Source organism: Marinobacter alexandrii, assembly GCA_039984955.1.
In the GTDB taxonomy this organism is placed as follows: Bacteria; Bacteroidota; Bacteroidia; order Cytophagales; family Cyclobacteriaceae; genus Ekhidna.
In genome coordinates, this window is the sequence record JBDWTN010000005.1 from 616,979 (window position 1) to 643,887 (window position 26,909).

Sequence of the window (26,909 nt, forward strand, 5' to 3'; positions counted from 1 at the left end):
GGTTGGTATGCGTGTCGCTTATGCTTATTCTCATTTCATCTATTACATTCTTTCGGGTACATCTATACCAAGTAAGTTCATTCCTTGTTTGATAAGATAAGCTGTTACTGAAGAAAGTGCTATTCTAAATGCCAGTTTATCTTTATTCTCTTCGTTGAATATTGGTACTTCCTGGTAAAATCCGTTATACTCTTTAGCAATATCATAAACGTATTGAGCCATGATGGACGGTGAATATTCCTTAGCAGCCTCCTTAAGCGCTCCTGTGTATTCTGTGATTTTAAAGATTAAATCAACTTCTCTTTTACTTAGCTCTCCTACTTTCTCCGGGGAAAAAGTTGGATCGGATTTTAGAGATTGGGCTCTTCTGCGAATAGCCGATATCCTTGCATGAGTATATTGAATAAATGGACCCGTGTGTCCTTGAAACTCAATAGACTCCTGCGGATTGAATAACATTCTTTTTTTCGGATCTACTTTTAATAAGAAATACTTAAGAGCCCCTAGCCCAAGCATCCGATAAAGATTTCGAGCTTCCTCTTCCTCCATCCCCTCAATCTTACCCAACTCACGTGTATGCTTTTCAGCTGTATCGAACATTTCCTGCAACAAATCATCCGCGTCCACAACGGTTCCCTCTCTGGATTTCATTTTACCTGTAGGTAAATCAACCATTCCATATGAAAGATGATATAAGCCATCTGCATAGGATCTTCCAAGCTTTTTCATAATCGCAAAAAGTACTTTGCAATGGTAATCCTGCTCATTTCCAATCACAAAGACTGTTTTATCAAAAGGAAAATCTTTGTATTTCATATCACATGTACCCATATCCTGAGTCATGTATACGGCTGTTCCATCTCCTCTTAGCACCAGTTTTTCATCCAACCCATCCTCTGTAAGATCTACCCATACAGATCCATTTTCTTTAAGAAAGAAAATGCCTTTTTCAAGTCCTTCTTCAACTACTTCTTTTCCTAACAAATAGGTATTTGACTCCTTGTACATGGTATCAAAACGAATGCCCATAGTTTCATAGGTCTTATCAAAACCATCGTAAACCCATCCATTCATTTTCTCCCATAGAGTTACAGTTTCCTTATCTCCATTTTCCCATTTTTGAAGCATTTCCTGAGCTTCTTTCATGAGCGGAGCTGACTTTTTTGCTTCCTCAGGATCTATCCCACTATCTACCAGACCTGTAATTTCCTTTTTATACTCTTGATCAAATCGCACATAATATTTGCCAATCAAATGGTCTCCCTTAATCCCCGATTTCTGGGGACTTTCTCCTTCACCATATTTCTGATAAGCAAGCATGGACTTACAGATATGGATTCCTCTGTCATTGACAAGGTTTACCTTCATCACTTCGTACCCATTTGCTTCGAGTATACGGGAGGCTGAATCTCCAAGGAAGTTATTTCTTAGATGCCCTAAATGAAGTGGCTTATTTGTGTTGGGTGAGCTAAACTCAACCATCACTTTTTGACCGTTAGATGGTAGCTTACCGTAACTCGTATCTGATGAAATCAGATGAAGCGTCTCTATCCAATTTAAGTCTTCTATTTCCAGATTCAAGAATCCTTTTACAACATTAAAATTTCTAATAGCCAAGACATTTTCTTTGAGCCATTCTCCAATTTGATTGCCAGAAGATTCAGGGTTCCCCTTAGTCACTTTGAGGTATGGAAAAACCACAAATGTGTAAGTCCCCTCAAACTCTTTCCTAGTTGGTTGAAGTATAACCTCATTAACTGAAAGTTCGTGATCAAATAATGCTTTAAAAGCATCAGATATTCCTTTTCGTATTTTTTTGTCAAGCATGTATTTGCTGATCTTTTTTACTTAAATAATTCTCTGCCAACATACATCTAACACTTCCTCCACCATATTTTTCAATGGTAGGAATAGACACTGGCAACAACTTCGCAAAGTTGATTAATCTATTTTTTTGTTTCTCAGTTAGCGATAGAAAAGCTTGATGAGAAACGATAAGATATTTCTTCCCGTTTCTAGACAGTACCTCCAGACAGTTTCCTAAGAAGGACCTGACTTGAGAGATGGTAATTTCAATAAGTTCTTTATTACTATCATTCACCAAATTTCTAAACAATTCTTTCTCTCTCATTGACTCTACACATGCAATTACAAACTCGGATCCGATACCCATGATCACATTTGTGTGATAAACTGGTTTGCCATCAATAATGGAATGAAAAACGAAAGAGCGATATCCCGACTGCTTACAAAATCGACTTAGTACTTTTTTAGAGGACCTTTCCGACTTACACATATAGGCAATCTTTGATTGATGGTCTAAAACCATACTCCCTGTTCCTTCAAGGAAGTATCTATCTTGCTCATATTGGCTCAAGTCAATCACACCGGATATTTCAAATTCATTTTTTAAGTATTCAATGAATTCTGACCGTCTCTCCTCACGTCTTATCCTACTCATCATAGGATATAGAAAAACTTTACCATTTTGATGGGTAGAAAACCAATTATTAGGGAATACAGAATCGGGAGTTTTTGGTGTAACAGGATCGTCAAACACCAAAACCTCTATTTCATTTGATCGAAGAAGAGATACCATAGCATCAAACTCTTTTTGTGCCTCCTTTGAAGTGTTTGAGTCAGAAATAGTCCCCTTCTGGAAAACATTATCATTTAGTGTCTCGGGATTGCTACCAAAACAAGTCGGCCTTACCATTATGAGACGTGGTGCTGACATTACTTTTTAGCTTTTACTACAGCCTCAAGAATCTCAAATGCTGCCTCTCCCATTGCATTTTCCTTATCCAATAATGGGTTGACTTCAACCATTTCCCAGCTAGCAATCTTAGGATTTTCAATTAATCCTCTGTTTATCTCTACGGCTTCCTCCTTCGTTAGGCCTCCAGGCACGGGGGTTCCAGTGCCCCACGATACATCGTCTGGATCCATACTATCCACATCAAAGGAAATGCATATAAGGTCACAGTCTTTCAGGTACTTAAGAGTTTCTTCAACAATCGTTTTTGTTGTTTTTTCTCTTACTTCCTCCACTTTAAAGACCTTAATTCCATGTTTTTCGATAAATGAGTCTTCTGGTAATTCTGTATCTCTTAATGCTATAAAGACAATATCTTCTGGATTGAGTTTAGGTCCGTCTAAACCTACGTTTTTCATTTTCTCCCAAAGCATAGATACTTTAGGAGTCAATTCATTCACTGCGTTTTCTTTATTATCGGCCGAAAGACTCATTGCTAATGGCATCCCATGAACATTGCCCGATGGGGTCGTGTATGGAGTATGAAGGTCAGCGTGAGCATCAATCCATACTGCCCCGATACGCTTGGTTGGGTTAGCTTTCTTAATTCCGCTCAATGTACCACCACCTGAAGAATGATCGCCAGCCAAAACAATTGGAAATTTGGTAGACGAGAGCTGAGCGATTGTATCACATACTTTAATCTCCACCTTGTGTATTTCCTCAATATATTTTGCCGTTCTATTCTCTTCTTCTTCAAAAAGCGCTTGATGGTTTCCTAAATCTACAATCTGAGTGGGGTATTTCGAGAAAAAGTTCGAACCAAGCTTGGCACTTGCGAGTTTGATCGCATCGATTCCGAGACTTGCTCCTCTTGTGCCAGCTCCAAATTCCGATCTAACTTCAACGATTTGTATTTTACTCATAGGGTTAAAAAGTTGCGCAAACTTACGTTTTTATAAAAACACTTTAAACGCTTTTCAGATTTCAAATTTTAATAGATAATTGCAGCGATCTATACCACAGCTAATGAGAAAATACGCAGATCTAATTGATCAAACTTTCTATTTCCCCACAAATGAATTCAAGGTGGAAAAAGATAATCTCCATTTTCATGGAGTGAATCTGATGGAAATCATCAAAGAATATGGAACTCCCTTGAAGCTCAGTTATCTGCCCAAGATTGGACAAAATATTAAGTACGCTTACTCCATTTTTGAAAGTGCAATAAAGAAACATAATTATGAAGGAAGCTATACTTATGCATACTGTACCAAAAGTTCGCATTTCAGGTTCGTTGTAGAAGAAGCACTTTCCAATAAAGCGCACATTGAAACCTCATCCGCCTATGATGTTCCAATTGTAAGGAACATGCACAAGGCTGGCAAGCTTTCCAGGGACCATTTTATAATTTGCAATGGATTTAAGCGTCCATTATATCTGCAGGAAGTCACATGGCTTTTGAACGATGGGTTTGAAAATTGTATCCCGATTCTAGATAACCTCAATGAACTCAACTATTACAAAGAGCATGTCGAAAACAATTTTAAGATTGGGATTCGAATTGCGGCCGATGAAGAACCGAACTTTGCTTTCTATACTTCTCGTCTCGGTATAAGATATAGTGACATCCTACCTTATTACAAGGAAGAAATCAAAGACTCTAAGGCAAAGCTTAAAATGCTTCATTTCTTTATAAATACTGGCATTAAGGATACCGCGTACTATTGGAGTGAGCTCAGTAGATTCATCTACAAGTACTGTGAACTTAAAAAAATATGCCCAGAGTTGGACACGATAGATATCGGTGGCGGATTTCCTATTAAAAATTCACTACATTTTGAATATGACTATCAGTACATGGCTGAACAGATCATTGAAAACATTCAATGGATTTGCAAAAAGAATCATGTTCCAGTGCCCAATATCTTTACTGAATTTGGAAGCTTTACTGTTGGCGAAAGTGGTGCCACCATCTATTCAATTCTTGATCAAAAACTTCAAAATGACAAAGAACTCTGGTATATGATGGATGGTTCTTTCATTACCCACATGCCAGATGTTTGGGGCCTGAATGAGAAGTTCATTATGTTACCCGTGAATCATTGGAAGAGTCCATATCATAAAGTAAACCTTGGGGGACTAACTTGTGATAGTATGGATTATTATGATGCGGAAGCACATATTGGTGAGGTTTTCTTACCTCAGTATGATGATAAGGAAACACTGTATTTTGGATTTTTTCACACAGGCGCTTATCAAGAATCACTGGGTGGTTATGGAGGCATCCAACATTGCTTAATACCCGCTCCAAAGCATATAATCATTGATAAAGATGAAAATGGCAAAGTATCTCATGAGTTATTTGCCCCCGAGCAACAAAGCGAAGCTATGATGAAGATTTTGGGCTATTAACATTATTTAATTCAATCAAAACTGATAAATCATATACACGTTTATCAATTCGAACTATTTTTGAATTTAAACGCTAATTTCAGGGAGAGCCCTAATGAAAAAAAACTTAGTTGTCATACCAACCTATAATGAATGCGAAAATATTCAGGATATCATCATGGTAACAAGAATGCTTAACCCTGCATTCGATATTTTGGTTGTGGATGACGGGTCTCCTGATGGTACAGCCGACATTGTGAAGGAAGAAATGGAGAAGACTCCTAATCGTATTTTTCTAATTGAGCGAGAAGGAAAACTAGGACTAGGTACCGCATATATCACAGGTTTCAAATGGGCATTGGAAAAAGGTTATGATTTCATTTGCGAAATGGACGCAGATTTTTCTCATGATCCTAATGATTTGATCAAGCTTCAGAAAGCTTGTGAGGAAGGAGCAGATGTTGCCATAGGAAGTAGGTATGTTACCGGAGTTAACGTTGTTAACTGGCCTATGGGTAGAGTATTGATGAGCTACTTTGCCAGTTTTTATGTACGCATAATTACGGGGATGCCTTTCAGAGACAGTACTGCTGGATTCAAGTGTTACAATAGGCGCGTTTTTGAAAAGTTGAATTTGGATAAAATCCATTTTATTGGCTATGCTTTCCAGATTGAGATGAAATTTAATGCATGGAAACATGGATACAAGATTGTAGAGGTTCCAATCATTTTTACAGATCGTACCAAAGGAGTCTCTAAAATGTCGAAAGGTATTTTTAAAGAAGCTATTTTTGGGGTTCTCCAAATGAAGATTAAGAGCCTATTCAAAAAATATGAGCCAGCTACTTAGTCGAATCTAATTGCTTTCACAGGTTTTACTCGAGAGATAATTGCTACAGGGATAAGTAGTGTCAATCCAATCAAAACCAGAACCAAAATATTCAATCCAATAATTGTTAGAACATCTATTTCAATAGGTACATGACTCATATAATAGTTGGCAGCATCCAAAGGAATAATCCTAAAATATTGTTGAATTAGGCCGAGTGATAGTCCAATTACATTTCCCCATAAAAGACCTTTTACAATTAATTGGAGGCCATTGAAAACAAAAATTCTCCTAATAGTTTCATTAGATGCACCAAGTGATTTTAATACACCAATCATTTGTGTTTTTTCCATGATTAGGATCAATAAAATGGAGATAATGCTAGTTCCTGAAACGAATAGCACGATTGTTAAGAGAATCACAACATTGCGATTCAATAGATTCAACCATTCAAAAATTTGAACATAGCGATCTGTTACTTTATCCACGTAAAGGTCTATTCCTAGCGAATTAAAGAGATCATTCCAAGCTTGATCCAATTTATCCGTATCAGAAATAAATACTTCTATTCCCCCTGCCAATGTATCTGGCCAATTGTTTATTCTGCGAATAAGATCTAAATCCGCCAATATGATTTTCTCATCAAACTCCTCCAAACCTGTCTCATAAATTCCAGTGACCAGAAGTCGTCTAAAACGAGGTGGATTCTGAACAAAATATATAAGCACCTCATCATCTACTTTTAATTCAAGATAATTTGCGACTCGGTTGCTGAGCGCAACTTCTGTAGAATACGATTCACCTGATAAATCAGGAAATCTACCCGCAATCATATGCTTATTAAAATCCGTTGTATCAAAAGAGTGATCAACTCCCTTAATGATCACCCCTTGCACCTCTTCCTCCGTTCTCAGCAATCCAGCCTTCATTGCATAAGGCTGAACTCTTTCTGTCAAAGGATATGATTTTAAATCTTCTAATAGTTGATCATTAACAGTTATCGTTGTTTCTTCAAATGAGGTTGACAATGTGTATTTGTTAACAATTAAATGCCCACTAAAACTGTAAATCTTATCTGTAATCTCTCTTTTAAAACCAAAAAGCACCATAAAAGCTAGTATCAACACAGCCAAACCCAATCCAATACTCACTACTGCAATGCGATTGATAGTGCTGGAAAAAGAACCTGTGGATTCCTTTGCAATACGTTTTGATATAAAAAATGGAAGATTCATTGTCTTGATGCAAAATAGGGTTTTCAATCCTGTAAGAACAAGTTAACTTGGTGATTTATATGTGGAAGCTCATTTATATTTCAACCCTGCTCTTTCTCAGTTGCTCAAATGAGCAACAGGAAGATAGCACCGAAATTCAGGTTGGTGCTCAAAAAATCCAACAATACATTCCATTGCTGGAGAATAAGAAGGTAGGTCTAACGGTAAATCACAGTTCTGTTGTTCAAGGCACACACTTAACTGACACATTGATGTCTTCGGGCATTGATGTAGTTAAAGTATTTACTCCGGAACATGGTTTTTCTGGAAGTTTGAGCGATGGCTTGGAAGTCAACTACGATAATTCAAACTCAGCCTTTCAATTGATTTCACTATATGGAAAAAATAAAAAGCCAACACGCGAACAAGTTGCTGACCTGGATGTGATGGTTTTTGATATGCAAGATGTTGGTGCTCGTTTTTACACCTACATCAGCACCATGCACTATGTCATGGAAGCATGTGCCGAAAATAGGATTCCAATGATTATTTTAGATCGCCCCAATCCAAATGGAAGTTATGTTGATGGGCCTGTTTTGGATACCGCCTTTCAGTCTTTTGTTGGAATGCACCCAATACCAATTGTGCATGGCATGACCGTTGGAGAATTGGCCATGATGATAAATGAAGAAGGTTGGCTGAAGAATGGAGTAAAAGTGGATCTTCGAATTATCAAAGTGGAGAAATGGGATCATTCCATACCATATTCCCTCCCTATAAAACCATCACCAAATCTTCCCGATGATTTAAGCATTTCTCTGTACCCTAGTCTTTGCCTATTCGAAGGAACCATCATGTCTGTTGGCAGAGGTACAGATTATGCCTTTCAACAAATCGGTCATCCGGAATATCCTGATACGACAAATTCCTTTACTCCAATTTCACGTGAAGGAGCAAAATGGCCCCCATATGAAGATCAGATATGTTATAGCGAATCCTGGATAGGTCAAAAACCAAGGTATTCTTTCTCGTTAAAGCCATTAATTGAAGCCTACCAATTAATGAATCGCTCTGACTTTTTTAATGATTATTTTAAAAGACTTGCAGGGACAAATCAGCTACAAAAGCAAATCGAATCTGGCATGAGTGAAGAAGAAATACGTCAATCCTGGAAGGCTGAGATAGATCAATTCAAAGGAAAACGAGCTAAATACTTACTTTATTAACTTAACAATAATGGAAAAAAGAAATAAAATCATTTACTGGATAGCTACCGGACTATTAAGTCTTCTTATGGTGTTGTCCTCATCAATGTACTTCTTTAATACAGATCAAGTTGCCGAGATTTTTGTTGCACTGGGGTACAATGAACGCATTGTTATTCCCCTGGCCATTCTCAAAATCTTAGGAGTAGCTACAATCATCACAAACCTTTCGAAAACGCTAAAAGAGTGGGCATACTTTGGCTTTTTGTTAGACTTTATCCTGGCATTGGAAGGACACTTATCAGCTAACGATGGAGGTCACTATACTGCAATTGCTGCAATTGCGCTTTGGATCATCTCATACACCTACAACAAAAAAGTATACATCGACTGATCGAAACATCGGCCCTATCAAAAAATGGACTACCAAGGTATTTTAAACGAAATCAAGGTGAATGTAGACTGCACCAAATTGCCAGGTGAAGTAGCCTCATACATTCCAGAATTAGCGAAAATTTCTCCTGATAAGTTCGGCATGCATCTATACAGCGTTATTGGCGAGGAGTTTTGTTTCGGAGAGTCACAAGAGCGGTTTTCCATTCAAAGTATTTCGAAAGTCTTATCATTATCACTCGCTTTGCTATATGAAGGTGAGAACGTCTGGAAGCGTGTAGGTGTAGAGCCCAGTGGAGATCCGTTTAACTCACTGGTTCAGCTGGAGTATGAAAATGGTATTCCAAGAAACCCCCTAATCAATTCAGGAGCTTTAGTTATTTGTGATATCCTCGTCTCACATTTAGAAAATCCCAAAGCTGAATACCTCCAATTTGTAAGAAAAATTGCCCAAAATGATCAAATTGATTTTGACGAAAAGGTAGCTGAATCGGAAAAAGCAGAAGGGCATCACAATCGTGCCATGATCAACCTCATAAAAGCGTACGGAAACATTAAAAATGATGTGGAAGAGGTTTTAGATTTCTACTTCTATACATGTTCTGTGCAGATGTCCTGTAAAGAGCTAGCTAGAACCTTCGTATTATATGCTAATCATGGGTGCCTAATAGAGACTGGTGAGCAAATTTTAAGCGTGAAACGCACAAAGAGAATCAATGCTTTGATGCAAACCTGTGGGTTTTACGACGAAGCTGGAGAATTTTCTTTTAGAGTAGGACTTCCTGGTAAAAGTGGTGTCGGTGGTGGTATTGTCGCAGTATATCCCAATATGTACTCGGTCGCGGTATGGAGTCCAAAATTGAATGAAAAAGGGAACTCTACGGCTGGAATGCTCGCTTTAGAATTACTCACTAACATTACAGGATCATCCATTTTCTAACTTTATAATTAGTATGTCAAACACGGACCTAATCATCGAAGAAAGAAGCAGAGATATCGGCGATTTTCTGGTTGGCCGATTAATTCCATTTAGAAAGAAAAGAATGGTAGGTCCATTCATTTTTATCGACCATATGGGTCCGAGTACTGTTGGGCCAGGTTCATATTTAGACATTGATCAACATCCACACATTGGACTTTCCACATTGACCTATCTATTCGAAGGTGAAATTCAACATAAAGACAGTATAGGATCAAATCAACATATTATGCCTGGATCAGTCAACTGGATGACAGCAGGTAAAGGTGTTACTCACACAGAAAGAACGCCACAACCCTTAAGGGATGGTCGGTCTTTCATCATGCATGGATATCAAATATGGGTGGCACTACCAAAGCATCTTGAAGACATAGAACCCTCATTTCATCACATGGATGGTTCTGAATTACCTACCTGGTCAGATAAGGGAGCAAAATTCAAACTGGTTGCAGGTAAAGGATTCGGGAGGGAGTCGCCTCTTCCCGTTCATTCTGAATTGTTCATGATAGAAATTGAGACTGACGGTGATTATGAGCTTGATATTCAAGGTCACTTAAAAGGAGAGATTGGTATCTGCATTGTGAAAGGAGGAATAACAGCCTGCAATCAAAAGATATCGAAAGGAAATATGCTTGTTTCCAAAACCGATGATGCCTGCCAATTAAAGGTTGACACAAAATCAAGAATTCTTCTCTTTGGTGGAGAGGCTTTCCCTGAGGAACGGCATATTTTCTGGAATTTTGTATCTTCAGATAAAGAGAAAATCGAGAAAGCAAAGGAAAGTTGGAAGGATAAGAAGTTTGCTAAAGTAGATAATGATGATAGTTATATTCCACTACCTGAAATAAACAAAAACATTAAACAAAAATAATCATGAGAGCTAATTGGTTTGAACTACCTGTAAATGATATAGAAAGAGCGAAGAAGTTTTATGAAGCTATTTTTAGTATTCAAATGGCTGATAATCTAGAAATGGGAACTTCTGTTATGTCTTTCTTCCCGTTTGAAGCAGAACAACAAGGTGCTACTGGCACATTGATTAAACAAGAGAGTTATATCCCATCGCATGAAGGTACTATGGTCTACTTTTCGGTAGATGAGATAAATGACGTAACTCCTTTGATCGAATCCGCTGGCGGAAAAATAATTAATGAAAAATTTAGCATTGGTGAGCATGGTTCTGTTGCTCATTTTGAAGACTCTGAAGGAAACAGAGTGGCATTACATCAAGATGCGTGAACGAATCATTAGATAAAACACTTAATAGACTTTAAAGCAAAATGTATGTCACAAGACCCTACTGAAAACATTGTAGAAACACTACTCACAAAATCAACGGTTAAGCAACAAACCTATCGGAATGTATGTACAGCTTTTAAGCAGCTTTTAGAGGAAGCTCATCTTTTGGTAGATGTACTTAGTGCTAAGACTACAGAGCGGGATCAAGACATTAAACTAAGAGTAGAGTCAATTAATGATCAAGAATTTCATATTCAAGTAGCTGGAGATTTATTGGTGTTTGTTCTTCATACAAACGTTATCACCTTATCTGATGACTATGATTACAGTAAATCTGAATACGTACTTGAGAAGCCTTTGAGAAAGTATTTAGGCCAAATCAACATCTATAATTTCATGTCAGATTCTTTCGAGTTTAATCGACTCAATGATCCAGGGTACTTACTTGCTCGTTTACTTATCAACCATGAAAATCATTTTATAGCAGAAGGTGACAGACAGGTAGGGTTTATGTTCAAATCTGCTTCCAGTAAGCCACTCGAAAAAGTAGACCTAAACATCTTAATCAAGATAATCATTACTCAGGCTGCCGAAAACGATTTGATGGCCCCTCCTTTTCCGAAGATTAGACATATTTCTGTTAGAGAAAAAATGGAGAAAACTCAATCGCTAGGTGGTGGTAACAAGATTGGGTTTCAAATGAGCTACCAAAATGGACAATAGTCTATCAATAAGTCTATCTAAATGGTGTTAATAAGTTGTTAACGATTAGTTATTTACAAACATGGTTCAAGTCAAATCGTAGAAGATACGATGGCCAAAAACCTAACCAATTTTGTCATACTCAGTTTTTTAATCATTTTAATCTCATGCTCTTACACTGAAAGAGATTCGTGGGAGTTGGTTTTGAAAACGAGGAAAGATGGCTCTATTATCTCAGGGAGCAAAAAAATATTAATCGAAAAACTTAGATCCGGTTCTGATCTAAAACTAGGGTGGGGCTGGAAAAACAACGGAAAATCTTTGGAACATTTTGCTAATCCTACTTGGGTGGGTATACTCAATGAAAAGGAAGTTTACGCATATCTTGACCCACAAGTATTATCTGGAATAGATTGGAATAATCTTAATGCAAGCTACGCTGATTCAACACTTGTCGGGAAGGAATGGCGAGTCGTCATAAATACAGATGGATCCTTTGATGCTGTTTGGATAGATCGAAATAGTAATCAAACTCACAAAAGAGTTCTACAAAATCATGTGATGACTTGGTGGGTAAAGTCCGGGGGTAAAGAAATGAATCAACTTTTTTCAATAGATCAGCAATGATAAAAATATCAATTTTACTATTCTTAGTTACTTCTTATCAATCATTTTCACAGGATAACTGGGAATTAATCTACCACAATGATGACCTTGGAAACTCCATTAGCGGAGACCTTAATTCACTCATAAAAGCCGTAGAATCTGGGGAGGAGATCCGTATCGCCTGGGGATCAAGATCTGGCCGAATCAAGCACCTCGCTGAAGCCTCATTCATTACTGTTATGAAAGATTCTATTGTATTTGCTCAAATTGATCCAATAATCGGACAGACACCCAATTTCGAAAATGGAGAAATAGCATTCAAGGAAAACCTAGAATGGTCATTTATCGGGGGATCAAACGGAAAAATGACCACCATCATGAGAAACGTTGTAACAGGCGATATTCTAGGTCGGAACGTTCGTAAATCTTCATTCAAGTGGTTCATCAAGAGAAATTAACCCATCCGGCTTAGTTCTTCCTCAGTATAGTCTGTAGGTTTTCCCACATGTTTAAACTTTTCTACCTCTTCCTTAAATTCCTGTAACCGTATTCCTATGCGTTTATGGGCAGGGCCACCAAGTGGCAAGTGTACAGGGGGATTTTCTAAAGTCGTTACCTCATACATGGCATTGGCTGCACGCACAGGATCTCCAATCTGATTTCCACTAACCTCTCGTATACTGTCCATATTCTTATTAGCAGATTCATTGTATTCAGAAATGGAAGACTCGTTATAAGTAGCTGAACGTCCAGCCCAGTCTGTACGGAAAGGTCCTGGTTCTATGTTAGTCACTTTGATGCCGATGTGTTTAGTTTCAGCTGCAAGTGCTTCACCAATACCCTCCAAAGCAAACTTGCTCCCGTTGTAAATTCCAACACCTGGAAACCCATTTAAACCCGCAATTGAAGTTATATTCAAGATATTACCACTCCGTTGCTTGCGCATAAACGGTAAAGCCAATTTCATCATTCTAACACATCCAAAGACATTTACATCAAATTGTCTTTGCATCTCATCTTCGTCTGTTTCTTCAATCGGACCCAAAGTCCCATATCCGGCATTATTGACAAGAACATCTAGTCTACCGAATTCTTTTTCAATGAATTTGGCCACCTGATCAATTGTTTCTTGTTTTTGAACGTCCAAGACTACTCCTTTTACCAAAGTCGTATCGATAGCTTCAAGCTCCTTTATTTGCTCTTCGCTTCTGACAGTACCAACTGCAATATCCCCTTTCCCTGAAACAATTTTCACTAATTCCCGACCAAAACCTGAAGAACATCCTGTAATTAACCAAACACGTTTTTCCATAGCTTTTTTTTCAATTTGAAATCCTCAACAAATCAAGTTTAAAAAATGTTCTGCTATTGCGCAATCAATCCAAAACTCTCAATAATTTCTCTGGCTCTTTCCGTATCTAGATATTTGAGAAAAGCTAAAACACGAGGATCATAGTCCGTATCGTAGTAAATTCTCAAGGAACGCTTCAAAGGATATTCACCATTATCTATAAATTCAGGCTCTGGAGCCACATATTTCAATGAATCCTTCGATAAAGAAGCGGAGAGCTCAATATTTTTGACCATTGCTGTATAATAAGCATACCCGACAAACCCAATGCTATTTCTATTGCTAATTACTGAATCTACAATCTCATGATTCTCCTCGGCAACAATAGCTGCTGGAGCCACTTCAGAGATTTTAAAGTGCTGTGTGAAAAACTTCTGTGTTCCTGAGTTAGAGTCCCTTACCACTGGCATGATCTGTCCCGGGTTTCCCCCAATCTCGCTCCAGTCTGTAATCACACCGGAATAAATATTGGATATTTGCCGATCAGATAGTTTTCCAATAGGGTTTTCAAGGTGATTTATAAGTACAATTCCATCAAATGCTACCACTCTTTGTCCCACACCATGATCCTTACCCAAAATTGAGTCTAGGTTAAATGGAAATGAGGATAATCCAATATCTGCAGTCTGTTCATTGATAGCCATCAAGCCAGTCCGACTTCCACCACCTTCAAGTTTCACTTTTAATGTGTCTTGAATTTTTTGGAAATCAGACGCCAAAGAAGAAAATGCTTCATGCATCGATTCACTTCCTTTCAATTTTAAAGGCTCGTAATTTTTCTTCTTCTGAACCGTATCACAGGCAGAAATCCATAATAAAATAGTGAGTGAGAAAATATATTTCATAGTTGATTGATTTTGAAATGCGAAAGTAGAAAAGGAGATATTCAGCAACTTCATCAACAAATTATCTATGTGTTAAGTAATCTTTATTGAAAGTGAATAACCATCTTTGTCCAGAATTATTCTTAATTTCATCCTGTCATCAATAACAACCACTTTGTCATGAAAAAACTAACCAGCATTCTAGCACTTGTTGCTGCTTTTAACTTATTGGCTCAAACACCAATCACAAGTATTCCATTCGAGCTTTTTGGAGATCACATCATCATTAAGGTAAGTGTGGATGATTCTGAACCTCTTGACTTCATCTTTGATACAGGATCAGGGTATACGGTAATCGATAATGATGTAGCCGAAGAATTGAATCTTTCAGGAAAGGAAATAGAAATGAATCAAACCTCTTCGGCTTGGCATCTCATAAAGCATAACACCATAGCCATCAATCACTTTTTGATGGAAAAGAACACAAAAGTTTACTCGACTGAACTTGATCACTTAGAGATAAGCTTGGGGATGGATCTTGATGGAATCATCGGATATGATCTACTCAGACACCATTCTATCTATGTAAACTTTGACACAAAGGTTATTAACATCTACGACCTGAACGCCGCACCTAAAAGAGGGGATGCAATACCATTTACGCTTCATGTATCCATTCCTGTCATAAAAGGAAGTGTTGTCCTTAATAACGACGAGTCTCACGAAGGCACTTTCTTCATCATGACAGGAGCAGGAACCACATTAGATTTCAATTCTCCCTACGCTGAATTGTATGATGTCATTCACAAGACTGGAAAGCATTACTCATATCTTGTGAAGGGACTTTCTGACAATGAAACACCTCACTACGAAGGTCATGTGTTATCATTAAATATTGGAAATCAGACTATTGAAGATCTGCCAATCGGCATCAGCACAGCAACATCTGGGATTCAAGCCGATAAGAAAGTATCAGGAATTATCGGTAGTCAAATTTTAAGAATGTATAACTTCAGTATTGATTATGGATCAAAGATGATGTACCTCGAAAAAGATGCCACCTATGATTCAAATTTTAAAGTAAACTGTAGCGGAATTGATGTGCAGCTATCTAAGAATAAAGAGAAAGTGCTGATTCATCAGGTCTTTGAAAGTAGCCCAGCCTCAGAGGCAGGAATCAATGTAAATGATGAATTGATCAAAATCAATGGGAAGTCCATGGCTGAAGTGAATCTTGCGGAAGTCAAGAAAATATTGAAACAGGAAGGTGAAACAGTAGATTTAGTAATAAATCAAGGAGGTAGCGAAAAATCTGTTTCATTAAAACTTGTCTCCTTAATCGATTAAAGCTGAAGGTTTGATTTCTTTGTACACTTATGAGCAAAGAACTTCGAATCATTTTTCTTGGAACACCTGATTTTGCCTCTGCTAGTCTTCAGAAGCTGATTGAAAATCATGTAAACATAGTCGCAGTTGTCACTGCTCCCGACAGACCAAAAGGAAGGGGAAAGAAAGTTGCTATGTCTGCCGTAAAGGAATATGCCTTGGAAGCCAACCTTCCAGTACTTCAACCCACCAATCTGAAGTCTACAGATTTTATTGAAGAGCTTGCGGGTTACAAAGCAGATCTCCAAATAGTCGTAGCTTTCCGAATGCTGCCAGTCGCAGTTTGGAACATGCCTACCAAAGGGACATTCAATTTGCACGCCTCATTATTGCCGCAATATCGTGGTGCTGCTCCTATTAATTGGGCTATCATCAATGGTGAAAAGGAAACGGGTGTAACTACTTTCTTCTTGAAACATGAAATCGACACAGGGGAAATCATTTATCAAGAAAAGGAATCAATCAAAGAAGATGATAACGTAGGTAGCTTGTATATAAGACTAATGAACAAAGGAGCAGAACTGGTCCTAAAAACAGTCCGAGCTATTGAGAATGACGACTATCCACAAATCCCACAAAACACTGATCAAGATCTTAAATCAGCCCCTAAAATATTCAAAGAGGATTGTAAAATAGATTGGCATAAATCGTCCAACCATATTCGAAATTTTGTAAGAGGTCTTTCCCCCTATCCAGCAGCTTGGACTGAGTTTGAAGGTAAGAATCTTAAAATCTATCAAGTTGAGCCATCATCTAACAACATCAACAAAGATATAGGAGCGTTTGAGAGTGATGGAAAATCATATTTAAAAATGAAAACTGAGGACGGAACGTTGGATATCCAGGATTTACAACTGGAAGGTAAAAAACGTATGACAATACAAGATTTTCTCCGAGGGTATCAGTTCACTTCATAAGTTCAATCAGAGACATTGGCATACCATTGAAGCGGCCAACTTAAAGGACCTATCAATATGGACCAGTTAATCCAGTCTCTGTAGTCGTGATCTTGAATATTCGAGATAATAATATTCCCGATTATCGAAATGCTGATGAAAAGAGTAACAACTATAAACATGCGTGGTTAATTTTAATCTACCTACGATAAATATGAAAACTTTGGATTTATGATAGTATCGATGATAGCGGCCATGGGCAGTAACAGAACTATAGGGAGAGATAATGATATTCCATGGCACCTGCCAGATGACTTTAAGTACTTTAAAAACACTACAAAGGGTCATCACGTCATCATGGGTAGGAAAAATTGGGAATCGCTTTCACACACTTTTCAGCCTCTACCTGGCCGCCCTAACATCGTTGTTACACGACAGAGCAATTACAAAGCAGATGGTGCTGAAGTCATATCTTCAGTAGATAAAGGATTAGAAATAGCTAGAAAAAATAACGAATCAGAGGTGTTTATTATTGGAGGTGGTGAAATCTATCGAATAGGTCTAGCAATGGTTGATCGAATTTATCTAACTGAAATCAATGGGGATTTTGATGGTGAAGTAACTTTCCCTGAGTTTGATAAATCTATTTGGGAAGAAGAGTCACGTGTACATCACCATGCCGATGATCGACACAAATACTCATTTGATTTTGTAGTATATTCTAAAAAAACTTAATCATGGATATTCAGTCACATAAAAGAACATTAGGGGTTATTCACATTGTTTATGCCTCTCTCATCACTATTGCTTTCATTTTTGTTGGCACTATTGTATCAATTCTACTTCCATTTATTTCAGAAGAAGTAGCAAAAGACGTAGGAAACGATGCTGAAAACATTATGCTCCTAGTTAGCTCTATCGTTCAGACCATCTTCATTCTTCTACTTATCTTTTCAGCGCTCCCCTCCTTCATTGCTGGTATTGGGTTACTTCAAAATAAGACATGGGCTCCCGTTATTGCATTGATAGCAGGATGCATATCTATTTTTAGTTTTCCAATTGGAACTGCAGTCGGAGTATATAGTATATACGTATTTGTAGAAAACAATAAGCATAAGAATGACCAAGATAAAGGATAGCGTGGTGTGGCTTACTGGTGCTAGTTCCGGAATTGGTGAGCAACTGGCCTATCAACTGGCTGAAAAAGGTGCAAAACTGATTTTATCTGCTAGGAGAATGGAAGAATTGGAGAGAGTGAAGGAAAATTGCAAGTCAAATACCGTAGCAACGTTAAGCCTGGATCTTTCAGATGGGTTTGCGCTAGTACAGCGAGTGAAGGAAGCTTGTACATTTTTCGGAGATATCGATATACTCATTAATAATGGTGGCATTAGTCAACGTGACACCATTCTAAACACTAGCCTTGAAGTTGATCGTAAATTAATGGAAGTCAATTATTTCGGATCAATTACGTTATCAAAAGCGCTTTTGCCTGCTATGGTGAAAAGGAAAAAAGGACATCATGTGATTGTTACTTCTACAGTTGGTATCATAAACACGCCTTACCGCTCAGGATATGGGGCATCAAAACATGCCTTGCATGGATTCTATGATGTACTAAGAGCCGAACATTATGATGATAACATCAAAGTATCTATCGTCCTTCCCGGATATATCAAAACGAACATATCTTACAATGCGCTGATTGGAGATGGGAGCCCTCAGAACAGAATGGATCCTGAGCAAGAGAAAGGGATGTCTCCTGACAAATGTGCGCGACTTATCATAAAAGCAATAGAAGAAAATAAACAAGAAGCCTACATTGGGGGTCTTAAAGAAAAAGCGGGTATCTACTTAAAGAGGTTTTGGCCCACAGCAGCCGCTACTGCAATCAGAAAACTACGCGTAACATAAAGTGAAGAAAGTATTTCTCATATTGACCCTACTGGTTACAGCTCAACTTGCCTCTGCTCAAAGTAGACCATTGCTATCCAGAGCTGATTTTAATGATCACAAATTGGATCATGAATGGGTCTATATAAAATTCAAAGAAGCTAAAAATCAAAAAGAAAACTTGCTTGGACGCATGATCCCCTTAAGTGATAATCAGGTTGATCAGCCATTGTCCGGAGTTGTAAAACTTGCCGTTCCTAATGGATTAGATCCGGTGGCTTATTGCAATATGCTCAGGCAAATGGATGATTTTTTATATGCTGATCCAATTGTCGAATATCAATTACTCTCAACACCCACTGATCCATTAATCTCAAATCAATATTACCTAGATAACATTCGAGCTTTCGATGCATGGGGAATAACGACTGGTGATGATGATATTATCATTGGAATTATCGACTCAGGGCTGGACTTGGATCATGAAGACATGGTGAACAATCTATGGATCAATGAAGATGATCCTATAGATGGTATCGACAATGATAACAATGGATTTATAGACGATTATCAGGGGTATGATTTTGCAGATGAAGATACAGACCCTAATATCCAAAATGGAAATCACGGAATGATCGTTGGTGGAATAGCTGGAGCATCCACAAACAATGGCCAAGGGATTGCCGGTGTTGGATATAACACAAAAGTAGCCGCACTAAAAGGTTTTAGAACCGCTAACGGAACAAGTAATGGTCTTTATGATGCGATCACTTATGCAGGTGAAAATGGATTTGATGTAGTCAACCTTTCGTGGGGCAGAATGGGAAGTCCTCTTCAATCAGAACAAGACATCATTGACCAAGCTGTTCTGGTGCACAACATGGTAGTGGTGGCCGCAGCAGGAAACGAGGGAACTCGACCAACCCGTGAAAATAAGTGGTACCCTGCCAGTTACAATAATGTATTATCTGTAGGTGCTTCTGATGCCGAAGACAATAAATCTTTGGGCTCAACATATAACTACTCAGTTGACATCCTTGCCCCTGGAGTATCTATGTATTCCACGGTTAAAAATGACGGATATGCCAATGGTGGCCCTGGCACATCATATTCATCCCCCCAGGTTGCGGCAACAGCCGCATTAGTAAAAGATCAATTCCCGAATCTCACAGCGCTCCAAATCATGGAGCGTGTACGAGCAACTGCAGATGATGTTTATGATGTGGGTGACAATTTATCATTTGAAGGGAAATTAGGAAAAGGAAGGTTGAATGTCCTCAGAGCCGTGAGTGAATCAAACGTAAAGTCCATTAGAGCTGAGAATGCAAATCTTATTTCAAAATACGGCGCAGTGTTTTTCGGAGATACCGTGAGTGTAACAGCCATCCTAACTAATTACTTGGCTGCAATAAGCAATCCGACTATCACTATATCATCCCCAGACAATAATTTCTCTATTTCGCAAGGAACTTTTCAACCCGGGTATTTAGGCACAATGGATACCAAAGAAGTCAATTTTGAAATTGTCTTAGATGATAATATAGCTCCTGAAAGTACGATTGGTATTCGACTAGACTTCAACGGAACTAATTATAACGATTTCCAATACCTGGACGTTACGACATCTCCAGACTATGCTGACTTTGGTAATGAAAACCTAAGTATGACGATAGCGGGTGATGGAGATCTGGGTTTTGCTACGTATGGACCAAACTTTGAAGGCTCAGGGTTAAAATATGGGTTAGACACCTTGATGAGTTACACAGGATTGATGTTAACCACATCATCCGTTGCTGTCTCAGATAACATCATTGCTAACTACTCCAGCCAAACAAGAGGTCAGGACTTTTCACCCCGAAAAAACTATAAGCTCTACGACCATCCTGGAGCAGATTACTTTGGGTATTCCGAGTTCACAGATACTGGAAATCCATTAATCATTGAACAATCAAATATTACTTGGAATAACAAAGATTTCTTGATTATTCGATATCGCATAATTAATAATTCTTCTTCAGTTATAAATAATCTTTCATTAGGAATTTTTGCCGATTGGGACTTGGATGAAAAGACTGCAAATTTTGCGTCCTATGATGAAATAGACAACTACAGTTTTACTCGAAACTCTAGTTCCAATTTATTTGCTGGCATCCAAGTTCTTGGAGGAGACAATCCTGAATACAGTTCATTAGACATGGGGACAGCAAGCGGCAATTCTCAAGACATTAACAATGTCTTCAATGATGCTTCAAAATACGATTTCCTCGTCAATCAAAATCTGCTAGAAGCTGGCAGCTTAGGTACAGGCAATGATGTAGCAACAATTAACGGAACAACGATCACAGAACTAAATGCATACGAAGAAACATATATAAATGTCATATATGCAATAGCCGATTCGCAAGCTAATCTTGAAAATATTTTTTCAGACGCTTCTGATAATTTGAACGATTTCTTACTTAAACCAAGAGTTCTGGAGACATTTTATACGTGTGATGGTACTTCCATCACATTGGATCCTTCTGCTGGCACTAATTATGAATTTTATGAAGATCCACTGGCGCAGGATTTAATAACCTCTGGATCTAACTTCAATCCTGGTGTAATTACCAAGGATACTGCCTTTTATGTTAAAAATATCGATAACCTGTACAAGTCAGATGTGTTTGAAATTCGATTGAACCTATTGAATGAAATTGCTGATTTCAGCATGTCTACTGATACGTTGTATTTAGATGATTTTTCATCAAATGTTGTTTCCTTTTCAGATCAAAGTCAAGATGCTATCTCCTGGAATTGGACTTTTGATGAAGGCACCTCTTCGATTATACAAAACCCTGATATCTTTTTCAGTGAAATTGGTACATATAGCATAACGCTTAACATTGAAAATGCGCTAGGTTGCACAGACAGTTTTACAAAAGAACTTGTTGTAGCTAATAGGCCTACCCCTCCAACATTTGAAAGTATTTCTATTTGTCCTGGAGAAGATGTGATCATTGATGTTTCAGACGCAGAAAAAATTCATCTTTTTGCATTTGAGGATCAATTAGATCCTTCCATAAGTGGAACTGCAATCCAAGTTGATGCTATCAAATTTGATACAACCATTTATGTGAGTGGAGTATACGGTTCATTTGAAAGCGAAAAGGTGCCTTTCGAAATTGATGTTAAGGAAGTAGCCGGACAATTATCATTTGCTCCTGATACTACTTCAGTGAATCACCAAATCATACTATCGGCCATAGGTTTTAAGATGGGATCCACCATAGAATGGTTTATAGACGACACCCCTTCTGGTTCTACTGAAAATATTCAGATGGTTGCATTTACTGGTGAGGTAAATGTTAGACTCAGAATAACGAGTAATGATGATTGCATTAAAGAGATACAGCAAACAATCTCTATGAGCACTTCTCCTTTCGCTTCACAAAGCAATTTGGTATCCTGTGGCGAAGAAGTGGTAACAATTGCTCCAGAAAATGGGACTTACTTTGGTTTTTACAATGATCCTGAATTGACCAGCCTAATAAAAAAGGGAAAGCAATTAATAACAAATGAACATTCTAAAGTATATATAGTAAGCTTAGACGATGGTCTACCAGGCAAGCTAATCGAAGTAAATATTGATAATGAATCTCCTGAAGTAGAGATATCCCCAGTAACAACTCAAGTTGGTGAAAAATATAAAGTCCAATTGTTTGCCAACTCAAACAATGAGATAGACTCATGGAGGTGGTTCATCAATGGCGAACAATCAGAAACACTCCAAAACCCAACTTTCTTTTTTAATAATGAAATCTACGAAGTTGTACTCAAAGTAACTACTCGAGAAGGCTGTGAAGCATCAGATACCTTACAGCTTGATTTTTCTCCTCCATTGGGGGCGGTACTAGCAGAAACATCTTACTTGTATCCGAATCCTTCAAAAGGGAGTGTGTTTTTTTATGGCACCTCAAAAATCGAAGAGCTTACCGTTTATAGTATTGATGGGAAAAAAGTGTTCACACAAAAGACACCTAAAGGCGAATTGGATTTTTCAATGCTGAAGAAGGGTCTGTACATTGTCAAACTCAACATTGGAGGCCAGTTTATTGAGCAAGAGTTGTTGATGAAGTAATTATTTGATCATTTTTTCAACAAATTCTTTATCATAGGTCATTTCATAACCCCAATACCACATTTGTTTCTTAATCCAATCAATCCTTCCTTTTACATATGCACTAGGAGCAATAGCTGAATACTTTTTAGGACTTGGCAATATCGCAGCAAGAGATGCTGCTTGAGTGACACTTAAATCTTTTGCTGATTTTTTGAAGTATACCTGAGAAGCTGCTTCAGCGCCAAAAATTCCATTTCCAAATTCTGCAATATTCAGATAAACTTCCATGATTCTTTCTTTACTCCAAATAATCTCGATGAGCAATGAAAAGTAGAGTTCAGCCGCTTTTCTAGTATAAGTTCTATCTGGCCACAAGAATAAATTTTTGGCTACTTGCTGTGTAATGGTACTTGCCCCTTTCATCCTCCCGCCTTTCTTATTCACGTCCTCTGCTTTCTTTATAGACTTAAAATCAAGGCCTTCATGAAGTAAAAAATTTTGATCTTCCGAACACATAACTGCTAGCTGTAGCCTACCAGAAATCTCTTCGAGATCCTTCCACCTATAGTCTATTTTCTTAACCTGGCTCTCGATAACCATAAGCTTGGTGGTTGGTATTGGAACTACTGCATAGATCAATACCCAAAGCAAGGCTAGAATATTAAACAGAAGAATAAATCCAGCAATAGATTTGATAACATCCTTTATGATTTTTTTCATACTACTTCCACTAATTTCGAGAGATGAGAAAAATTTTGCTGGTTTTCTTCTTTCTTCCATTCATCACTCTTAAAGCTCAACAAGGAGACTTTCTATTAACTCATCACTTTCCTCGACATTCTAATATAGATAATTCAAACTTTGAAATCACCAATGACAACTATGGCAGACTATGTATCGCCAATAGATCCGGTGTATTAAAGTATGACGGAGAGGCGTGGGATTATTACAAAACTCCATCAGCAGCACTTTCTATCGCCGTTGACTCTAGTGATGTAGTATATGTGGGCTGCATAGGATCTATTGGCATGATCGACTTTCATAACAAAGCCATTCAATACAAACCTATTCTTGAAACTGATACACTCAATGATCTATTCTTAGAAACGCATCATTTCAATAACAAAGTCTATTTCTTAGGAAGTGAAAATTTGATAGTGTACGACATATATTCTAAGAAAATCAAACATCATAATGGAAACTTCATCAATATCTATGAATTAGATACGGAAATATTTGTGAACGCATCTGATAATCAGACTTTTTTGATAAATGATTCTTTAACCAAAATTAGTCCTCAGCAAAAAGTCTCCTTTGCAGATCAAAGAAAAGGAAACCCTGATTTAGTATTGGGCTTCAATAATAAGATCTATCAATATCAAGATGTTGAATTCAAAGAATTAACTCAAAGTAAGAAAATCGATGAGCTAGGTTTTGAGGTGAAAGAGATTAAATGGTTGAATGATTCACTTTTTGTGTGTTCAACTTTTGAAAGTGGACTTGTCCTATTCAACATAAATGACAAAGAATACCTGGAAATCACAGATTATCAAGCTGGACTTCCTGATAATGAAATCTATACTATACATACTGACAACTCGAATGGTATCTGGGCAGCTCATCAGTTTGGTATAACGCATATTGCTCCTTTATTTCCGGCATATAGCTATTCACACTTTCATGGACTTAATGGTAATCTCACTAGTGTATCGAGCTATCAGAAAGATCTGTGGGTAACTACCAGCCTTGGGCTTTACTTTTTTGATCAGGATACAATCTTTGAAAACAAAGTGTATTACGAGGTAAAAAGAAAAAAAAGAAAACCTATCTCCCAGAAGCAAAAAACTGTTGAAACAAAAGAAGAAAGTGAAAAGCCTTTTTTAAAACGACTTTTTGGCAAGAAAAAGAGAGCAAAAAGCGATGAAGATTCAGACAAGAAAAAAGGATTGTTTAAATCCATCGCTGACATATTTGATGGGGATAACAGTGTAGAAAAAGTAAAAGGCAAGCCTGATAAAAACACCAAATACGTTAGGAAAGTCAGAAAAATACCTGTTGACATAAACTATGCCTTTAAAAAAGTAGATGGTGCGAACGGAAAGTTTATTTCACTACTCCCCTACAAAGGAAAGCTATTGGCAGTAAGTACTTCTGGCATTTATGAGGTCTCTAAGTCTGACGCACAAATCATTATACCGGAAAGCATACGGTCCTTTCTTGTTAATAACAAAGAGCAATTAGTGATTAGCACTTCAGACCTTGAAGTAAAAGTTTACACGTTGATCGAGGATGTGTGGGTTGAGCAGATGAGTGAATCCATGAATGATATCATCGTAAGCATGAAAGAGGACGATAGTGGAAATATGTGGATGGCTGGATCCTCAGCCATTTATAAAACAACGTCAACAGATTCTACTTTTTCTATTGATGAGGAGCTGGCTTTAAACAATATTTTCCTGGATGAAGTAAATATTCTAAATCGGAAGGATACGCTTTATTTTATCAACTCCCAAGGCTATTTCTTTTTTGATTCCTCTTCGAATACCGTTCTTGAAAATCATGAACTTAAAAATAGGCTGGGTATTCCTATACATCACATATTCGATCCTATCGAGCGAGGAGTATGGGTATTTAATGGAAAAGTATGGAATCATCTGAAGGAAAATGGTCAGGTAGAGACTCTTGAATATTTGGGACTATTTCCTGACTTAAGAGCAATCTCAGCTGACAAAAGCTCTGGGCAACTATGGCTCATTACGCAAGAAAACGATATCCTTAAATATGACCCTTTCAAAAAAGGTGGTATGGAGAGTTTTAACTTCTTTCTAAAGAAGGTATCTAACGAAAATGGAGAAATAGATCAATCTAAAAAGTTTGTTCTCAGCTATGATGAGAATTTTTTGAGTGTGGAACTTTCAAAACCAGATTTCTTAGGATTATTGAATCCAGAGTTTCAATACAAACTTAATGGCCTTCACAATGAATGGTCTGAATGGACTCGAAGCAAGTCCATTGACTTTACTTTCTTACCTGAAGGGAATTACAAGCTTCTTGTACGCTCCCGAGATACATTCGGACGGGTAGAGGAAGGTGAAATGTTGTCCTTTTCAGTTAAGCCTCCCTATTGGCAAACACCATGGTTCTATGCAATTCAAATTACATTCTTTGGAGGACTCGTGTTCTTATCTACCCGATTGAATCAGGATAGTTCTAAGAATAGATTGCTGAGAAGCGGGTTAACTCTCCTTACTTTAGTTCTCATAATTGAGTTTTTGCAAAGTGCAATTGGGTCGCTTTTTAGTTTCAAGAGTACTCCTGTCGTAGACTTTCTGTTGGACGCTTCAATCGCGTTTCTCATTTTCCCTCTGGAAAGGCTTCTAAGAGAACTGATGACAAAAGGAAAAGTGAAGGTTAAGATTAATAAGGATAATATCCCATTAGTTCGGCAAAACTCCTCGTCCAAATAGCCAATTCCCTGGAGCATCCGGATCTTCACTCCTAAAGAATTCTTTAACCGCTTTGATAAGTTCTCCTCGACTTATCAAATCATCATGATTAAGGTCTAATTTCCTAAATGCCTTAGCTGCAAAACGAACTTCTATTCTGTAAGCGACAAAAAGATCAATAAATTCATCCAAATTAATGTATCCATCTTTGTCCATATCGAAATTGTCAAACAACTCGCCTACATAGTTTTCTACATATTCGTTAAAGAGATTTTCATCCCCATTGATGATCATTTCTTCTGCGAAGTGAATCCAATGATCCCAATTAGCACGTCCATCATTATTATTCACAAAGAAATTGAAGCGATTCCAGCTATCTTCAAATCCTGAAACAATCTTTTTGTATTTCTCATTCTCTTCCTTTATTCCCCAGAGAATACACAGGTTTTCTGCAATACCTATAAAATCCTCTTTCTCGATAATTCCGTTACGATCGAAATCAAGAATATAAAAAAAACGTTCTAACTTATTGGTTTGTAGTTCGGTAAGCATACGAAGCTGAGTTTCGGCGAAATTAATAAATCCTGTTCTTTTAACATCTTTTTTTGGAGTTTCGGCTGTTGTTTCTTACCCAATCACCTCCTTCCATGTCGTTCTACAGTCGTATTAATCACTCTATTTCATCATTTATAACT

26 protein-coding genes are annotated in these 26,909 nt (G+C 37.7%); 17 read left to right on the forward strand and 9 right to left on the reverse strand.

The genetic code is table 11. The features are described 5' to 3' along the window. Nucleotides 1-42: 42 nt before the first annotated feature. From argS to ABJQ32_03335, 3 genes are read right to left on the reverse strand one after another with little or no spacing between them, the layout of a single operon-like run. Nucleotides 43-1,827, reverse strand: a complete 1,785-nt coding sequence (gene argS, locus ABJQ32_03325; protein ID MEP5288651.1) for an arginine--tRNA ligase — start codon at nucleotides 1,825-1,827, stop codon at nucleotides 43-45. Further along, on the reverse strand, nucleotides 1,820-2,737 hold the full coding sequence (locus ABJQ32_03330; protein MEP5288652.1) for an arginine deiminase-related protein: 918 nt from the start codon (nucleotides 2,735-2,737) through the stop codon (nucleotides 1,820-1,822). The genes argS and ABJQ32_03330 overlap by 8 nt, the downstream gene beginning before the upstream one ends. Next, nucleotides 2,737-3,681: an arginase gene (locus tag ABJQ32_03335; GenBank protein ID MEP5288653.1), complete on the reverse strand. Its 945-nt coding sequence runs from the start codon at nucleotides 3,679-3,681 to the stop codon at nucleotides 2,737-2,739. The genes ABJQ32_03330 and ABJQ32_03335 overlap by 1 nt, the downstream gene beginning before the upstream one ends. Before the next feature lie 103 nt (nucleotides 3,682-3,784). Between ABJQ32_03335 and ABJQ32_03340 the strand changes: the two genes are divergently transcribed. Together ABJQ32_03340 and ABJQ32_03345 are read left to right on the forward strand one after the other, a co-directional pair. Then, the gene (locus tag ABJQ32_03340; protein MEP5288654.1) at nucleotides 3,785-5,170 is read left to right on the forward strand and encodes a hypothetical protein; all 1,386 of its coding nucleotides are present in this window, start codon (nucleotides 3,785-3,787) and stop codon (nucleotides 5,168-5,170) included. A 94-nt stretch (nucleotides 5,171-5,264) separates the two neighbouring features. Next, nucleotides 5,265-5,999, forward strand: coding sequence for a polyprenol monophosphomannose synthase (locus ABJQ32_03345; protein ID MEP5288655.1), 735 nt, complete (start codon nucleotides 5,265-5,267; stop codon nucleotides 5,997-5,999). On the opposite strand, the gene ABJQ32_03350 is transcribed toward ABJQ32_03345, so the two are convergent. Further along, a complete protein-coding gene (locus tag ABJQ32_03350; GenBank protein ID MEP5288656.1) occupies nucleotides 5,996-7,213 on the reverse strand; it encodes an FtsX-like permease family protein in 1,218 nt (405 codons plus the stop codon). The two genes, ABJQ32_03345 and ABJQ32_03350, sit on opposite strands and share 4 nt — an antisense overlap. Before the next feature lie 59 nt (nucleotides 7,214-7,272). Here ABJQ32_03350 and ABJQ32_03355 point away from each other — a divergent pair, with 59 nt between their 5' ends. From ABJQ32_03355 to ABJQ32_03390, 8 genes are all read left to right on the forward strand, one after another. Further along, the gene (locus tag ABJQ32_03355; GenBank protein MEP5288657.1) at nucleotides 7,273-8,418 is read left to right on the forward strand and encodes a DUF1343 domain-containing protein; all 1,146 of its coding nucleotides are present in this window, start codon (nucleotides 7,273-7,275) and stop codon (nucleotides 8,416-8,418) included. Between the two features lie 10 nt (nucleotides 8,419-8,428). Then, nucleotides 8,429-8,791, forward strand: a complete 363-nt coding sequence (locus tag ABJQ32_03360; GenBank protein MEP5288658.1) for a DoxX family protein — start codon at nucleotides 8,429-8,431, stop codon at nucleotides 8,789-8,791. A gap of 24 nt (nucleotides 8,792-8,815) precedes the next feature. After that, on the forward strand, nucleotides 8,816-9,730 hold the full coding sequence (locus ABJQ32_03365; GenBank protein MEP5288659.1) for a glutaminase: 915 nt from the start codon (nucleotides 8,816-8,818) through the stop codon (nucleotides 9,728-9,730). A 13-nt stretch (nucleotides 9,731-9,743) separates the two neighbouring features. After that, nucleotides 9,744-10,640, forward strand: coding sequence for a pirin family protein (locus tag ABJQ32_03370; GenBank protein MEP5288660.1), 897 nt, complete (start codon nucleotides 9,744-9,746; stop codon nucleotides 10,638-10,640). 2 nt (nucleotides 10,641-10,642) lie between these two features. After that, entirely contained in the window at nucleotides 10,643-11,008 is a 366-nt protein-coding gene (locus ABJQ32_03375) for a VOC family protein (GenBank protein ID MEP5288661.1), read from the forward strand. Nucleotides 11,009-11,053: 45 nt separating this feature from the next. After that, the gene (locus ABJQ32_03380; GenBank protein ID MEP5288662.1) at nucleotides 11,054-11,731 is read left to right on the forward strand and encodes a hypothetical protein; all 678 of its coding nucleotides are present in this window, start codon (nucleotides 11,054-11,056) and stop codon (nucleotides 11,729-11,731) included. 90 nt (nucleotides 11,732-11,821) lie between these two features. Further along, entirely contained in the window at nucleotides 11,822-12,337 is a 516-nt protein-coding gene (locus ABJQ32_03385) for a hypothetical protein (protein MEP5288663.1), read from the forward strand. Beyond that, entirely contained in the window at nucleotides 12,334-12,774 is a 441-nt protein-coding gene (locus ABJQ32_03390; protein ID MEP5288664.1) for a hypothetical protein, read from the forward strand. Before ABJQ32_03385 ends, ABJQ32_03390 begins: the two co-directional genes overlap by 4 nt. Here the strand turns inward: ABJQ32_03390 and ABJQ32_03395 are convergent. Together ABJQ32_03395 and ABJQ32_03400 are read right to left on the reverse strand one after the other, a co-directional pair. After that, nucleotides 12,771-13,628 (reverse strand): oxidoreductase, encoded by an 858-nt coding sequence (locus ABJQ32_03395; protein ID MEP5288665.1) that lies wholly within the window; start codon nucleotides 13,626-13,628, stop codon nucleotides 12,771-12,773. The genes ABJQ32_03390 and ABJQ32_03395 overlap by 4 nt on opposite strands. A gap of 53 nt (nucleotides 13,629-13,681) precedes the next feature. Then, on the reverse strand, nucleotides 13,682-14,512 hold the full coding sequence (locus ABJQ32_03400) for a substrate-binding domain-containing protein (GenBank protein ID MEP5288666.1): 831 nt from the start codon (nucleotides 14,510-14,512) through the stop codon (nucleotides 13,682-13,684). A gap of 159 nt (nucleotides 14,513-14,671) precedes the next feature. Between ABJQ32_03400 and ABJQ32_03405 the strand changes: the two genes are divergently transcribed. Together ABJQ32_03405 and fmt are read left to right on the forward strand one after the other, a co-directional pair. Then, nucleotides 14,672-15,838 (forward strand): aspartyl protease family protein, encoded by a 1,167-nt coding sequence (locus ABJQ32_03405; protein ID MEP5288667.1) that lies wholly within the window; start codon nucleotides 14,672-14,674, stop codon nucleotides 15,836-15,838. Nucleotides 15,839-15,867: 29 nt separating this feature from the next. Next, nucleotides 15,868-16,794, forward strand: coding sequence for a methionyl-tRNA formyltransferase (gene fmt / locus ABJQ32_03410; GenBank protein ID MEP5288668.1), 927 nt, complete (start codon nucleotides 15,868-15,870; stop codon nucleotides 16,792-16,794). A 2-nt stretch (nucleotides 16,795-16,796) separates the two neighbouring features. Here the strand turns inward: fmt and ABJQ32_03415 are convergent, their stop codons facing one another. Next, nucleotides 16,797-16,955 (reverse strand): hypothetical protein, encoded by a 159-nt coding sequence (locus ABJQ32_03415; protein ID MEP5288669.1) that lies wholly within the window; start codon nucleotides 16,953-16,955, stop codon nucleotides 16,797-16,799. Nucleotides 16,956-17,004: 49 nt separating this feature from the next. On the opposite strand from ABJQ32_03415, the gene ABJQ32_03420 reads away from it, so the two are divergent. The 4 genes from ABJQ32_03420 to ABJQ32_03435 are packed head-to-tail and all read left to right on the forward strand — an operon-like array spanning nucleotide 17,005 to nucleotide 22,786. Further along, nucleotides 17,005-17,508 carry a dihydrofolate reductase gene (locus tag ABJQ32_03420; GenBank protein MEP5288670.1) on the forward strand — a complete coding sequence of 168 codons (504 nt, stop codon included), beginning with the start codon at nucleotides 17,005-17,007 and terminating at the stop codon, nucleotides 17,506-17,508. Nucleotides 17,509-17,510: 2 nt separating this feature from the next. Beyond that, on the forward strand, nucleotides 17,511-17,912 hold the full coding sequence (locus tag ABJQ32_03425; protein ID MEP5288671.1) for a hypothetical protein: 402 nt from the start codon (nucleotides 17,511-17,513) through the stop codon (nucleotides 17,910-17,912). Next, nucleotides 17,893-18,687, forward strand: coding sequence for an SDR family oxidoreductase (locus tag ABJQ32_03430; protein MEP5288672.1), 795 nt, complete (start codon nucleotides 17,893-17,895; stop codon nucleotides 18,685-18,687). The genes ABJQ32_03425 and ABJQ32_03430 overlap by 20 nt, the downstream gene beginning before the upstream one ends. Nucleotide 18,688: 1 nt before the next feature. Then, nucleotides 18,689-22,786: a S8 family serine peptidase gene (locus tag ABJQ32_03435; protein MEP5288673.1), complete on the forward strand. Its 4,098-nt coding sequence runs from the start codon at nucleotides 18,689-18,691 to the stop codon at nucleotides 22,784-22,786. Here the strand turns inward: ABJQ32_03435 and mtgA are convergent, their stop codons facing one another. After that, a complete protein-coding gene (gene mtgA / locus ABJQ32_03440; GenBank protein MEP5288674.1) occupies nucleotides 22,787-23,488 on the reverse strand; it encodes a monofunctional biosynthetic peptidoglycan transglycosylase in 702 nt (233 codons plus the stop codon). It lies immediately after the preceding gene. Nucleotides 23,489-23,511: 23 nt separating this feature from the next. On the opposite strand from mtgA, the gene ABJQ32_03445 reads away from it, so the two are divergent. Then, nucleotides 23,512-26,235, forward strand: coding sequence for a triple tyrosine motif-containing protein (locus ABJQ32_03445; protein ID MEP5288675.1), 2,724 nt, complete (start codon nucleotides 23,512-23,514; stop codon nucleotides 26,233-26,235). Here ABJQ32_03445 and ABJQ32_03450 read toward each other — a convergent pair. Then, nucleotides 26,206-26,793, reverse strand: coding sequence for an EF-hand domain-containing protein (locus tag ABJQ32_03450; GenBank protein MEP5288676.1), 588 nt, complete (start codon nucleotides 26,791-26,793; stop codon nucleotides 26,206-26,208). The two genes, ABJQ32_03445 and ABJQ32_03450, sit on opposite strands and share 30 nt — an antisense overlap. Nucleotides 26,794-26,909: the final 116 nt, after the last annotated feature.